Genomic DNA, 12256 nt, shown 5'->3' with positions numbered 1-12256 from the left:
CGGCAGTGGCGCTCACCGCACCGGCAGTCCACTCGTAAACCTGGTAAACCCACTGGTCAACGGCTTGGAAGTCGGGAGATGGCGACCACCGTCAACTCGTACGAGCAAGGAGAACGAAACCCATGGCTCTGCCCGCACTGACCCCATCCAAGAGGGCCGAAGTGCTGGAAAGGGCGAAAGCCGTACGCAAGGAGCGCGGCGACCACAACGCCGAATATCACCGCGTCGAACATCCGCACCACCCCCCTCCGGAAGCGCACCGATCGGGGCCCAAGCCCCTGCCCCGGGCAACGAGCCAGGTGTCAGCTTCCGGTCAGCAGGTGTCGGACGACGTGGCCGGCGGAGTCGACTCCGGAGCGCCCGCCCTCGACGAGGGCTGCGACGGCGATGCGGGAGTTGTAGGCGGTCAGCCAGCCGTTGGTGTGGTCGCCTTCTTCCGCGGTGCCGGTCTTGGCTCCCACGCCGGCAAGTCCGCTCAGGCGCGGTGCCGCCGTACCGCTGGTGGCGACATTGCGCATCATCGTCTGCAGGTAGCCGGCTGTGCGGGCCGAGATGGTCCGGGGCGCGGTGACCTGTTGCTGTGTCGGCAGGATGATCGGCTGGTGGAAGCCGGAGTTGCGCACCGTGGCCGCCACGGACGCCATGAACAGCGGGGTGGCGGTGACCTTGCCCTGTCCGATGAACTGGGCTGCCTGGTCGCCGCCTTGGACGTCCGAGGGGATGCTCGGGTCGGTGGTGGCGACGCCTCCGCCGATCGACCAGCTGCCCATGCCGAAGACATTCACGGCCTCGTCATGCAGGGCGGAGGCGTCGCCGTTGTGCACGAGGTCGCGGAACCCGTCCTTGATGAAGGAGGTGTTGCACGACACGGTGAACGCCTGGGCGATCGTGGCGCTGAGGTTGGCCCGTACGCCCGAGTCGTTGTGGAAGGACTGGCTGTTGGCGGTCAGTGAATCCGTGCACGGGGCGGGGCTGTTCGGGGTGAGGCCCGCCTGGTCGAAGAGCGCCGCCGAGGTGATGATCTTCATCGTGGAGCCCGGGGACTTGATGCCGTTGAGGGCGATGTCGCCGTCCGCGCCCGTGTGGGCGATCGCGAGGATGTGGCCGTTTGTCCAGTCGAGTGCCACCGTCCCGGCCGCCTTCCCGCCCAGCTGGTCGTCCTTCACAGCGCGTTCGGCCACGGCTTGGAGGTGAGCGTCGATGGTTGTCTTGATCACCGGGTCGTCTCCCTTGGAGAAGACCTTCACCGTCTTGGTCCCGCCGCCGCCCGCGTTGGTCACCGCAACGCCGGTGCCGGTGCTTCCACCGGCGGGTGTGGCGTTTTTGCGGATCGTCGCCGCGATGTCCTGCAGCGAGGAGAACTTGGCCAGGTCCGTCTTGCCGTCACTCGCGACGACCTTGGCGGTGTTCGCGTCGGCGGGGAGTTTGCCCGCGGTCAGCGACTGATCGTCGCCCAGGCCCGGATAGAGCACCGAGTTGTTCCAGTGCACCGCTACCTGTCCACCCGTGCTCTGCAGCACTGCTACCGCGCTCGGGTAGCTCCAGGTGCCGCCCGCCATCTGGGCCGTGACATTGAAGGTGACCTTGGTGGCACCCGGCGTCACCGTCGAAGGGCCCACCGAGACGACCTCGTCGAAGGTCAGCTTCTTCAGGCGCAGCCCGTCGGCGTACCCCTGCAGTCCCTGCGCGGCAGTGCTCGGCGCGTCCGTGTCACCCGCAGCGCCCTCAAGATGCTGCGCGGACCAGCTGTCGAGGAAAGCCTGCGTCGCCTTGACGGCCTTGGTGTCCGACGGAGGCGAACTCGACACTGCGGCCGGATCGAACCTCTTCCCCGCCGAGGCCTGGCTGCCACCTGTCGTCCCGGAGGCCAGCCCGTGCACGATGTTGTACGCACCGAACCCCCCGAGGACCAGCAGCGCCGTCCCCGCACCGGCTATGCCGGCCTTCACCCCTGTGTTCATGTCGTGGATCTTATGTTTGTTTGCACTGTGCAGGTGTTGGTCCGGTGAACCGTTACCGGACCGTCAGCGATTGGCAGGTGATGCCGTGATCACGGCAGGAGCTGGCCGGGGGCTGTCTCGAGCCGCACGAAGGGGATGGACTCGCCCGCGCTGCGGAAGGCCTCCTGGCTGCCGTCGACGGTGAAGCCCATGAAGGCGCACAGGCGACGGGCGAGACGTGGGTGCTCGGGGGCATATCTGGCCATGATCGCGCCGCCCTCCTCCGGTGTCAGGAAGCGTGCGGTCACGGCGTAGCGGCGGTTGCCGATCTGGATCGTCGTCTGGGGTGCGTGCCGCAGATTCTGGTACCAGGCGGACTGCGGGCCGAAGCCGGAGGCGACAGTCCAGCTGCCTACGTCTCCGTTCCGTCCGTGGGCGACGACTTCCACTACAACGCGACGGTCGAGCCCCGAGACGCGGCCGACATGGTGCAGCAGGAGCAGCCTCTTGCCGAAGAGCAGGCCGAGCCCCGCGTCGTACACGCGCAGCGGCAGCCGCGCCACGAACCGCTTCCAGCCCGTGGGCAGCTTGGGGCGTCCGCGGGTCGAGAACTGGTGGGTCATCGTCGCCGTCCGAAAGATGTGGAAGCGCAGTATCGGCCTCGATTGAGTAACGAGCGGTGCGCAGGTTGCTTAATGGTCTGCGTCGTAAGTCCTTCGGGGGTTGACTTCGGAGCTGGTTGTTGGCGTGTTCGCGGTCAGGTGCCGAGGCCGGCGAGGTGAAGGTGGCAGGCTGTATCGAGGGCGTCCTCGGGGGTGCCGCTGCCACTGCCGGTGGGCAGGAGGGTGTCCTGGTAGCGGTCGCTGGCCGGGTCGTGCAAGGCAAAGCCCCAACGGCTCGCGGTGCCGTGGTAGCGCAGGCGCATCAGCTTGAGGTTCCCGCCGCCGGCCAGTTCGCCGGACCGGCTCCGAGCCTTCGAAGACCGCTACAACGCCACGGCACAGCCGTTCCAGTGGAAGTTCACCACCTCCGACCTGGACGATCTGCTGGCCAGACTCGACCGGCACACCACCGATCACCCAGAAGAATCCTCCGCCGCCCCAGCCGCGTGATCAACCCCCGAAGGACTTACGACGCAGACCACTTAGGAAACGTCCGTGGCTCCTCGTGAGCTGGCTCCTGCTCGCCAATTTGGTAGTTGGCACCCAGAAAATCGTGCCGCAGCCATGGTCCGCGGGCATCTATCCCGTCGCCTTGCTTGTCGCGGGGTTGCTCTTCTCCCGGGCGTCAGCGCAGAAGGATTGAGCTCGTTCAGGACCGGAGCCAGAGTTTGGGGGCACAGCGTCTCTACCGCCTCGCCAGCACCTGGGCACCACGCTGCCGTTGGGGCACTTCTCTTTCCAAAACGTCCATGTCAGCCTGGGCAATGGGCGACATGACCGGCTCGCAGGCGGGGGAAACGTGGGAGTCGTTGCGGCGCAGGTGAACAGTGTCTTCGGCGGCCGGTTGAAGTGGCGCTCTCGCTATCTCATCCACGAGGCCCGCCGTCGAGGCCGGGCAGGCCTGCTGATCCAGGTGGACCTGCGCGACCCACCCCGCAGCATGCCACCCAAGCGGTGCCTGGTGTCCGTCAGAGAAGGCGAGCGCCGGCTCTGCGGCGTGGGTCGGGCCAGCACCAGAAAGGTTCGTTTCATCCCTCTTCCCCCAGGCCCGCACTCACTGCAGCTCGAGGTCCTTCGAACCCGCAAGCGACGTTCCACACGAGTCGAGCGGAAGGCTGTGTTCGGCCAGGGAGATATCCTGCTGGAAGTTGCCGGTCTGCTGATCAGCCCTCCGGCCGACCAGCACGACTGAAGAAGCCCATGGCGCTGCCGTGGGCTTCTGTCGTCCTACCAGTCCCGCGACGCGCAGCGTGGAAGACCGTGGTGGGACGCTGGCGTCCTCGGCCAGATCACTGGGGCGCCGTCTCCTTGCAACTCTCCGAAACCTTCATCACACCGAAGATCACCGGGAATTCGGTTATCTGCTGGTTCGGGCCTGGCTGGGAGTTGCAGATCTTCCACACAGCCGGGTCCTCCACCGGACGGCCCTCGCCGCTCGCGTCCTTGAAGATCATGTCGAGTTTGGAACTCATCTGCTCGTACGCGCGCCCGGCGTTGCCACCGATGACATCGGGCATGGTGGCGGCGACAGGCTCAGGGTCCGCCGAACGACGCGTCTCGGCGGACGTCGAGCCGGTCGTGGTGCTCGCCGAGACATCCGGCTCGGACGACGCACCGCAGGCGGCGACTGGGGCCAGGAGCGTGGCGGCGAGGGCGGGTCTCAAAAGCTTGGTGACGGTCATGTTCCCCCGAGCATGGTAGTTCGGAACAGTATTGACGGTGAGACAACAGGAAGCACCGCTTTCTAGATCAACTCTAACGGCGTCGTGTACGACTGAGGTTGGGCCGCGCTGGCCTGGCGGGTTGGCTGGTGAGTGATCACCGCTCGGCGGTGAGATCGGAGACAAGGCCGGCGATGGCCGGATAGGTCTCGTCGTAGTACTCGCGGCGGCCGAGGTACCACCTCGCCGTCGTCTTCGGCATCGACGAGAAGACCGCCATCCGCTACGCGGTCTCCGCACGGGTCCTGCTGGATCAGGCCGAAACAGCCACCACTTCGGTGAAGTCTGCTCGACCGGTACATGGGCCTTGACCCCGGATCCTGGACACGGGTTATGCGGCTCGGGCCAGCGTAGTTGGTGTGGGTTGGAGGGTGTCTTCGAAGTCGATCGGTGATCGTTGTACGAGGCGGGAGTGTCGGCGTCGGGTGTTGTAGCGGTGGAGCCATCGGAAGGCGTCGAGTCGGGCCTGGCGCTCATCTGGCCAGCTCTTTCGTCCTTGCAGGGTCTCGCGTTTGAAGGTGGCGTTGAAGGACTCGGCGAGTGCGTTGTCCGCGCTGGACCCGACCGCGCTCATGCTTCCGGTTCCGGTGTCGTTCCTGCTGCTCTCATGACTCGTACGATGCCAGCACCTTTCGCAGGGAGGGTTACCGAGGCAGCGGTCGGCTCCGCACTCGCCCCGCGTGTTCGCCTGAACCGAAGGCCGAACCAACGAAAACACGACCGTCCATCCTCGGGTTCCCTCAGAAAGACCTTCAGTTTGCGTGAACCCACGCGGGACTCACGGCCCTGTTCTCGTATAGCTACGGCCATGTGGCGTGTAGCTACCTGTGTGATGCTCAGGGCTTCACCGGCAGGGTGGCCCGTAACCGCCATTGCGTCCTTCGCCAATTGTCGCCTGTATGCGTGGGGCAGTTCCGATCGAGCGCTGTCAGACGTGCCCGTTAGGGTCCCCTGCGATGTGCCGGCCGGTGTTGGAGGAAGCATGGCAAGACGGATGCGTGAAGAGGCGTTCCGAGTGGAGCAGGAGCAGGGGCGTTATGACCCCCATGTCCGTCCGGTCAATGAGATGGTCGACGCCTTGCGCAAGCGCGAGGGGCGTGGCTGGATGCCGCATGTCGCACCCTGGCACGGGGGAGCGGAGGCTCGCGTCTTGTCCATTCTGCGGGACCCGGGCCCCAAGACGCAGGAAGGCGGCGGCTCGGGATTCCTGTGTGTGGAAAACGATGACCCGACGGCGGAGCTCCAGGCCCAGATCTTCGAGGAGGCCGGGATAGCGCCGCGTGACGTCACTCCCTGGAACGCCTACCCCTGGTACATCAACCGCTCACCGAACGCGGCGGAACTCCAGGCTGGTGCCGAGGTCCTGAAACAGCTGCTGGGGCTGATGCCAAAGGCGGAGGTCGTGCTCCTCCAGGGCAACGAAGCCCAAGACGTGTGGCGCCGCCTGCTCAAGACACACCCCGAAGCCGTCCGCGATAGATCCCTGGAGGTAGTCAGTACTTACCACCCCGGTCGGCAGGCTCTCTTCGTGCGAGACCCGGAGGAACGGACCCGCCGCGCACAGCACCGAATCGACTCCTACCAGAAGGTCGGTGACGCACTCCGCAGCACAGGCGGGCAGCTGTAGAGGCCCTGTTCTCGAACGGCCTCGGGGAACATCGGTACAGCGGTCAACGCTAAGCCGGTGATCTTGAGCATCCACCACCGGCGGTCGGTCCGGCGAAGGGGGTTCGATGGAAGTTCCCCGACCGGCTGCGGGCTTCATTAGCGTCAGGTCCATGCGAGTGGAGTTCTTGAACGATGTGCCCGATCCCACGGACGGGCGCGGGCACAGTCCTTGCCACGACAGTACCGGCCGCGCTCAGGCCGTGACGACAGGTGTGTCGATGCGGGGCGGGAGTACGGACCGGCCTTCTACCAGGATTTTGAGGGTTGCTCTTTTGCCTCCAGGCGCATGGTTTCGTCGCGGGCCGGGAGGCGGGAGGTCGTGCGACGCCGACGGGTGCCGAGTGGGCTGAGTTCGAAGCCCAGTCTTCCCAGCGCGATGAGCGCTCCGTGCCCGAAGACGAGCATCAGCCATGCTCCGTCGTGCCAGTACCAGTCCTCGGTCCAGGGTCGGGTGATCGCCAGCGTCACGATGAGGTGTGAGACGGCGATGGTGACGCCCGCCCGTCGCCGCCGGGGATACAGGAGCGGCGGCATCCCCCAGAGCAGGGAGGCCAGCACCATCAAGGGGGCGACAAACGGCAGACCTGACATAACAGACCTCAAGATCGGTAGCGAGTGCCAGCAACCCTCACACCGGCGGGTCCGTGGTACCAGCCCGACGGGGTATCGCCCGGATCACGATGCGGCTTCGGTCGTCCCCAAGCAAGCCCGTCACATGGGCTCACGCCCACTGCCTTCGAAACAGACCGCCATCCCTATCGTCGCTGCCGGGCCGCACGGACTGGGGAGGGAGGTCCAAACACTCTCTGAAAGAGCGTTTTGTCCCGCTAGGGGTGCTTCTTGGTGCTTCGGGTGGCAGATCTCTTCGGGCTGACCGAGGTAGTGGGTGTCTGTTGTGGCAGGTGGGGCGGGTGACGGATTCCTAGGGTCCGTTTCGATGCCTTCGCTCCTGTCTGATCCCAACACGCCCCCGGTCACACCTGTTTGCGCCCTGTGACGGGACGGCGGGCATCGGTACTACAGAAACATGCCACGCCAACGCCGCCCGTATCCAAGTGACCTGTCCGATGCCCGCTGGGAACTGCTGGAACCGACACTGACGGCCTGGCGGGCCGAGCGGAGAGGGAAGGGCCTGGACATCGGCCGGCCGCCCGAGCACAACCTGCGTACCATCTTGGACGCCATCCTCTACGTCGACCGCACCGGAATCCCGTGGAGGTACCTGCCGCACGACTTCGCCCCGTGGGAAACCGTCTACGGATACTTCGCCGCATGGCAGAAGGACGGAGTCTTCGACCACCTCAACAGCCTCCTCCGCCGACTCGTGAGAGAAGCCGAGGGCCGGGATGCCGAGCCGACCGCCTGCATCCTCGACGCCCAGAGCATCAAGACCTCCGCGAACGTGCCCGCGTCAGGCCAGGGCATCGACGTGGGCAAGAAGATCGCAGGCCGCAAACGCCACATCGGCGTCGACACACTCGGCCTTCTCCTGGCTGTGCTGGTCACCGCCGCCAGCGTCTCCGACAACGTCGGCGGCATCCACGTGCTCTCGAACATCGCCACCGACCACCCCCGCATCACCAAAGCCTGGGCCGACACCGGCTACCGCACCAAGGTCATCGAGCACGGCGCCCGCCTCGGCGTCGACGTCGAAGTCACCCGCCGTGACCCTGCCCAGAAGGGATTCAAGGTGATTCCGCGGCGCTGGGTCGTCGAGCGAACCTTCGGCTGGCTCATGCACCACCGCCGCCTCGCCCGCGACTACGAAGCCCACCCGCACCGCTCCGAAGCCATGATCCGCCTCGCGCTGATCGACCTGATGAGCCGCAGGCTCACCCGAGAATCGACTCCGAACTGGAAGTATTCATAGCCGCCGGGCCACGCTGACCCGCGCGTCCTCGCCCCTCATCGCCTGCGGCCAGCGGTCATCAATGACACCCGCCGCTTCCCGGCACGCGCCACAGGCGTTCTCCCGTTCCGGCAGCCACCAGTGGTCAGACGGTGACATGCCGAGTTCCTGGATCCCGCACAGCGTCTTGTCGAAGATGCCAAAAGCGTGGGAGGCGCCGGCGGCAAGGCCATCCGCGACAGCCCTCTCCCAGCGCATCTCCATCGGCAGATACGGCGGTCGCAAGATCTCGAACCATTCGCCGCCCACCTGGGTGGCGGCATAACACCACAAACAGGACCAGATCTCTTCTTCCCGGGCCGTCGACGGCACCGGCCACCGCCACATCGCCAGTCCGCACACATCACACTCCACGGGCGGATCCTCACACGCCGACACGGTCAGCCCCAAGCAACTGACATCGCGCCAGTTATCAAACACTCTCGCCAGGACAAAACGCTCTTTGAGAGACTGGGCCATGGATCTCACGCCCGGTCAGGCCCCATTTGCGGTAGAACATCACGACTGCCCGAACTGCAACGCGCCCGCCGGGTTCCGCACCCTCTTCATGTCGTCTTCGAGCAGCGTCCAGACCTCGAACAGGTCCTCCGGCTCCCAGTCCTGCTCCGCCCGCTCTCCTCCGCACCAAGCCGTGATCACTCATTCAGCTCAACGAGATGACCAGGGAGGGGAAACGATGGCCTGGGGCGTGACACAGCGCTACACGCCACCCCGCCGTAGCTATACGAGAACAGGTCCGTGACAGAGCACTACCCAAGTCCGTGGGTGATTGGCAGGTGCTGGGCATAGCTGTGGGGGTGAGTCCCCCTTCAGGCGGGGTGGCGGCGGGGGTTGGGGCCAGCGGCGACAGCGTCTGCTGAGGGGAACCTGACACCTTTCACGCAGAAAGTGCCCTCTGCTTGGACTGATCGAGCCCCTTGGGAGAGCTCATCCTCCATGTTCAGAAGGCACTTTTGCGTTCACGGCAGGGTGACCACCGGCACCCCAACTGAAAGGCCGAGGCTAGTCGGTGATCTCGACCGCTCCGTTGTCGGCGGGTTCGATCGTGTTCTGGCTCTTCTTCTGCGTGATGCCCTGGAGCAGTTGCGCTAGGTCGACTCCGGTGGTGGAGCTGAGGAGTTCCATGCCCTGGGCGACGTTGTCGGTGACCGTGCGGGACAGTTGGCTCGCTCCGTCGGTGGAGATGACTGTCATCTTGTCGATGGCGGACAGCGGCTCGGCTGCCTTGCCGACGACCTGCGGCAGCACCTCGACGAGCATCTGCAGGACGGCCGCGTCGCCGTACTGGGCGAAGGCATCGGCCTTCTTCCGCATCGCCTCGGCCTCAGCCGATCCCCTTGCGGCGATGGCCGCACCCTGCGCCTCGCCCTCGATCCGTACGGCGGCAGCGAGGGCGGCGCGGTGGGCCTTCTCGCCCTCGCCGGTCAGCCGGGCGCGCTGGGCGTCGGCCTCAGCCTCCTTGACCTGGGCGATCCGGCGGGCCTCGGCCTCCTGCTCGGCCTGGTAGCGGGCGGCGTCGGCGGGCTTGCGGACCTGGGTGTCCAGTTCACGGTCGGTCAGCGCGGCCTGCCGCTCGGCGACCTTCTCCTGCTGGCTCAGAATCTCCTGCTGGCGGTCGGCCTCGGCGAGCGGGCCGGCGGCGGCAGCCCTCGCGGCGGCCTCGTCGGTCTCCGCCTTGATCTCGGCCTGCTTGAGCGCGAACGTCCGCTGCGCGATGGCGATCTCTTCCTCGGCCTTCAGCCGCGCCTGCTCCGACGCACGCCGCGCAACGGCCTCGGCAATGTCCGCCTCCTGCTTGGCGCGGGCGGCCTCGGGCCGTCCGAGGTCCTCCAGGTAGGAGCCCTCGGTGGTGATGTCCTGGATCTGGAAGGCGTCCAGGACCAGGCCCTGCCCGGACAGGCTCGCCTCGGCCTCCTCCGCGACCTGACCGGCGAACGCCGCCCGGTCCCGGATGATGTCCTCGACCGACATCCGGCCGACGATGGACCGCAGCGCACCGGAGAGCACTTCCTGGGTGAACCCGACGATGCCGTCCTGCTGCATCAGGAACCGCTGGGCCGCGGCACGGATGGAGTCCTCGGTCCCGCCGACCTTGACGATCGCGACGCCCTCAAGATTGGCCTTCACCCCGCGCAGGGTGACTGCGCCGCGCACCGCGACCGGGATGTGCCGGCTGGACAGGTCCAGGGTGAACTTCTGCTGGACGAACGGGACGACGAAGACACCTCCGCCGACCACGACCTTCTGCCCGCTCTGGTCGGTGAAGACCCGGCCGGTGGCCGGATCGGTCGCCTTCTTGCCGCGGCGGCCGGTGATGATGAACGCCTCGCTGGGCCCTGCGACCTTGTAGCGGGTGATGACAACGAGGGCGAGCAGTACGACGAGAACGACGATGCCCACCACAGCGGTGAGTACAGGGCTCATGGCGAATCCCCCTTGTTTCCGAACAGTTGGAAGAGACAGAAAACGACCGGCACACGGACAGTGCGGTGATGAGACGGTCAAGCGGTCAACGGTCGACGGGGCGGACCACGACGGAGGTCGCGGTGAGCACTGACTCGACCCAGACCTCGCTGCCGCGAGCGATCGGGGTGGAACTCTTCGCCGCGACTTTCAGCGGCTGCCCGCCCAGATACAGCAGCACCTCGCCGTATCCGTCGACGGGAACGGCGGTGACCACGGAGCCTGAACTGCCCACGAGATCCTCGCCGCGCGGCGTGTTGGAGGCACCGTCGCGCATCAGAGCACGGCTGAGTTTCCAGGTCAGCCATCCCGTGCCGACCCCCGCCACCGCGCCCACACCGGTGGCCGCTCCCGCTCCCAGGCCGGTGGTGCCGAGCGTGATCGCTCCGGCGAAGCCGAGCATCGACACGAATCCGGCGATCACCGGCAGCGACAGGAACCCGTCCAGCGCGCCGCTCAGCCCGTCGAAGGCCCCTTCCAGCACCCCGTCGAAGAGCAGGGACAGCATGAGCAGCACCACGCCGGCGATGCCGAGACCAAGAAACCAGCCCATATGCGCCACCCCATCCCCCTACGCGAGCACCCGACGATACGGCGATGCTTTCATGCATCCGCACACAAGTTCACTGCCGGAACCCGGCAATCTTTACACGTTCTTGATGCCGAACCCCGGCCGAAGAACAATCCGCTGCGACATGCCACCCTGGTCCTCGTCGCGTCAAGAACGCGTCACCAACGCATCAAAAACCGGGGGGCCGCGTGGCAGGGCAGACGATTCCGAACGAATATTTGGCGGGCTACGCCCAGATCCTGGCCGAGGTCGCCGCGACCGGCCGTCGCCTCACCCGGGACGAGCTGCGTTCCCGGCGGGCGCTCGGTGAACAGGCCGCCGAGGCCGGTCACAGCCTGCGCGCCCTCGTCGTCAAACACCTCGCCGTGACACGGGAAACCTGGCCCGACACCGCCGCCACCAACGTTCTCGCGGCTGTCGAGCAAGCCATCGACGCCCTTGCCGAAGGCTACGAAGGCGCCCAGCGACTCGCCGTACGCCAGGAAGAAGCCGCGCGCCGCGAGTTCATCGACGACCTCCTCTACGGGCGCAGCGACCTGGGCCGACTCGCCGAGCGCGCCGAGCGCTTCGGGCTGCGACTCTCCCACGCCCACGCCGTCGCAGTAGCCGGCGACCCGGCCTCCTACGACGAGACCGGCACCGTCTTGCGCAAGGTGGAACAGGCCGTCTTCACCCGCTTCGGAGACCGCAGCATCCTGCTCACCACCAAAGACGGCAGGCTCATCTGCATCGCACCCGGCGAACAAGACGAAATCCTGACCTACTTCGCCAAGCACGCGCACGCCGCCACGGACGGCGGCCAGGTCGCCATCGGGCGGCCCCACCCCGGCCCGGGCGGCGTCGTCCACTCCTACGAGGAAGCTCTCAACGCCCTTGACCTGGCAGCACGCATGGACCTGGAGAGCCCGGTCCTGCACGCCGCCGACCTCCTCGTCTTCCCCGTCCTCACCCGCGACCGCGCCGCGATGGCCGACCTCGTACGCAACATCCTCGGCCCCCTCCACAACGCACGCGGCGGCCCCGGCCCCCTGCTCAACACCCTCACCGCCTACTTCGACGCCGGCTGCGTCGCAACCGAAGCAGCACGCCAGCTCAATCTCAGCGTCAGGGCACTGACCTACCGCCTCACACGCATCCACAGCCTCACCGGCTCCAACCCCGCCGACCCCCTGCACCGCTACGCCCTGCAGACCGCAGTCATCGGAGCCCGACTGCTCGACTGGCCGGCCAAGAACCTCGGGCCATGAAACCCACGCCCGCGGCCACAGGACCCCGGCGAGCGAAAAGGGAGTGTCATGAATCAGGTGTGTGGTTCCCCGAAG

14 protein-coding genes and 1 pseudogene are annotated in these 12256 nt (G+C 66.6%); 4 read left to right on the top strand and 11 right to left on the bottom strand.

Going from position 1 to position 12256, the window contains the following annotated elements:
- Window positions 1-302: 302 nt before the first annotated feature.
- The 3 genes from OG507_RS31750 to OG507_RS31740 form a co-directional block, all read right to left on the bottom strand.
- Entirely contained in the window at window positions 303-1961 is a 1659-nt protein-coding gene (locus OG507_RS31750) for a penicillin-binding transpeptidase domain-containing protein (RefSeq protein ID WP_327370538.1), read from the bottom strand.
- A gap of 89 nt (window positions 1962-2050) precedes the next feature.
- Window positions 2051-2563, bottom strand: a complete 513-nt coding sequence (locus OG507_RS31745; RefSeq protein WP_327370537.1) for a nitroreductase family deazaflavin-dependent oxidoreductase — start codon at window positions 2561-2563, stop codon at window positions 2051-2053.
- Between the two features lie 134 nt (window positions 2564-2697).
- Window positions 2698-2865, bottom strand: coding sequence for a hypothetical protein (locus OG507_RS31740; protein WP_327370536.1), 168 nt, complete (start codon window positions 2863-2865; stop codon window positions 2698-2700).
- Window positions 2866-2869: 4 nt separating this feature from the next.
- Here OG507_RS31740 and OG507_RS31735 point away from each other — a divergent pair, with 4 nt between their 5' ends.
- Window positions 2870-3052, top strand: a complete 183-nt coding sequence (locus OG507_RS31735; RefSeq protein ID WP_327370535.1) for a hypothetical protein — start codon at window positions 2870-2872, stop codon at window positions 3050-3052.
- A gap of 839 nt (window positions 3053-3891) precedes the next feature.
- On the opposite strand, the gene OG507_RS31730 is transcribed toward OG507_RS31735, so the two are convergent.
- From OG507_RS31730 to OG507_RS31720, 3 genes and pseudogenes are all read right to left on the bottom strand, one after another.
- Window positions 3892-4284: a hypothetical protein gene (locus OG507_RS31730; protein ID WP_327370534.1), complete on the bottom strand. Its 393-nt coding sequence runs from the start codon at window positions 4282-4284 to the stop codon at window positions 3892-3894.
- 136 nt (window positions 4285-4420) lie between these two features.
- Window positions 4421-4543: a hypothetical protein gene (locus OG507_RS31725; RefSeq protein ID WP_327370533.1), complete on the bottom strand. Its 123-nt coding sequence runs from the start codon at window positions 4541-4543 to the stop codon at window positions 4421-4423.
- Window positions 4544-4654: 111 nt separating this feature from the next.
- Window positions 4655-4906: pseudogene (locus OG507_RS31720) on the bottom strand (integrase core domain-containing protein); the annotation flags it as partial.
- Window positions 4907-5305: 399 nt separating this feature from the next.
- On the opposite strand from OG507_RS31720, the gene OG507_RS31715 reads away from it, so the two are divergent.
- Window positions 5306-5950, top strand: coding sequence for a uracil-DNA glycosylase (locus OG507_RS31715; RefSeq protein WP_327370532.1), 645 nt, complete (start codon window positions 5306-5308; stop codon window positions 5948-5950).
- Between the two features lie 287 nt (window positions 5951-6237).
- On the opposite strand, the gene OG507_RS31710 is transcribed toward OG507_RS31715, so the two are convergent.
- Window positions 6238-6582 (bottom strand): hypothetical protein, encoded by a 345-nt coding sequence (locus tag OG507_RS31710; RefSeq protein ID WP_327370531.1) that lies wholly within the window; start codon window positions 6580-6582, stop codon window positions 6238-6240.
- Between the two features lie 436 nt (window positions 6583-7018).
- Here OG507_RS31710 and OG507_RS31705 point away from each other — a divergent pair, with 436 nt between their 5' ends.
- The gene (locus OG507_RS31705; protein WP_327370530.1) at window positions 7019-7861 is read left to right on the top strand and encodes an IS5 family transposase; all 843 of its coding nucleotides are present in this window, start codon (window positions 7019-7021) and stop codon (window positions 7859-7861) included.
- Here OG507_RS31705 and OG507_RS31700 read toward each other — a convergent pair.
- From OG507_RS31700 to OG507_RS31685, 4 genes are all read right to left on the bottom strand, one after another.
- Window positions 7856-8359 (bottom strand): hypothetical protein, encoded by a 504-nt coding sequence (locus OG507_RS31700; protein WP_327370529.1) that lies wholly within the window; start codon window positions 8357-8359, stop codon window positions 7856-7858. The two genes, OG507_RS31705 and OG507_RS31700, sit on opposite strands and share 6 nt — an antisense overlap.
- A gap of 39 nt (window positions 8360-8398) precedes the next feature.
- Window positions 8399-8539 carry a hypothetical protein gene (locus tag OG507_RS31695; protein WP_327370528.1) on the bottom strand — a complete coding sequence of 47 codons (141 nt, stop codon included), beginning with the start codon at window positions 8537-8539 and terminating at the stop codon, window positions 8399-8401.
- A gap of 363 nt (window positions 8540-8902) precedes the next feature.
- The gene (locus OG507_RS31690) at window positions 8903-10324 is read right to left on the bottom strand and encodes a flotillin family protein (protein ID WP_327370527.1); all 1422 of its coding nucleotides are present in this window, start codon (window positions 10322-10324) and stop codon (window positions 8903-8905) included.
- An 85-nt stretch (window positions 10325-10409) separates the two neighbouring features.
- Complete coding sequence (locus OG507_RS31685; protein WP_327370526.1) at window positions 10410-10916, bottom strand: hypothetical protein; 507 nt, start codon at window positions 10914-10916, stop codon at window positions 10410-10412.
- A gap of 206 nt (window positions 10917-11122) precedes the next feature.
- Between OG507_RS31685 and OG507_RS31680 the strand changes: the two genes are divergently transcribed.
- Entirely contained in the window at window positions 11123-12181 is a 1059-nt protein-coding gene (locus tag OG507_RS31680) for a PucR family transcriptional regulator (protein WP_327370525.1), read from the top strand.
- Window positions 12182-12256 lie beyond the last annotated feature (75 nt).

It is taken from the genome of Streptomyces sp. NBC_01217 (assembly GCF_035994185.1).
Taxonomy (GTDB): Bacteria; Actinomycetota; Actinomycetes; order Streptomycetales; family Streptomycetaceae; genus Streptomyces.
The sequence above is the reverse complement of the archived record's forward strand: the minus strand, read 5'-3'. Positions and strand labels throughout refer to the sequence as shown.

Bases quoted from the DNA above. Each gene is read 5' to 3' on its own strand.
- OG507_RS31710 (WP_327370531.1), bottom strand. From the start codon at position 6,582: ATGTCAGGTCTGCCGTTTGTCGCCCCCTTGATGGTGCTGGCCTCCCTG.
- OG507_RS31730 (WP_327370534.1), bottom strand. From the start codon at position 4,284: ATGACCGTCACCAAGCTTTTGAGACCCGCCCTCGCCGCCACGCTCCTG.
- OG507_RS31740 (WP_327370536.1), bottom strand. From the start codon at position 2,865: ATGCGCCTGCGCTACCACGGCACCGCGAGCCGTTGGGGCTTTGCCTTG.
- OG507_RS31690 (WP_327370527.1), bottom strand. From the start codon at position 10,324: ATGAGCCCTGTACTCACCGCTGTGGTGGGCATCGTCGTTCTCGTCGTA.
- OG507_RS31745 (WP_327370537.1), bottom strand. From the start codon at position 2,563: ATGACCCACCAGTTCTCGACCCGCGGACGCCCCAAGCTGCCCACGGGC.
- OG507_RS31700 (WP_327370529.1), bottom strand. From the start codon at position 8,359: ATGGCCCAGTCTCTCAAAGAGCGTTTTGTCCTGGCGAGAGTGTTTGAT.
- OG507_RS31715 (WP_327370532.1), top strand. From the start codon at position 5,306: ATGGCAAGACGGATGCGTGAAGAGGCGTTCCGAGTGGAGCAGGAGCAG.
- OG507_RS31750 (WP_327370538.1), bottom strand. From the start codon at position 1,961: ATGAACACAGGGGTGAAGGCCGGCATAGCCGGTGCGGGGACGGCGCTG.
- OG507_RS31725 (WP_327370533.1), bottom strand. From the start codon at position 4,543: ATGGCGGTCTTCTCGTCGATGCCGAAGACGACGGCGAGGTGGTACCTC.
- OG507_RS31685 (WP_327370526.1), bottom strand. From the start codon at position 10,916: ATGGGCTGGTTTCTTGGTCTCGGCATCGCCGGCGTGGTGCTGCTCATG.
- OG507_RS31705 (WP_327370530.1), top strand. From the start codon at position 7,019: ATGCCACGCCAACGCCGCCCGTATCCAAGTGACCTGTCCGATGCCCGC.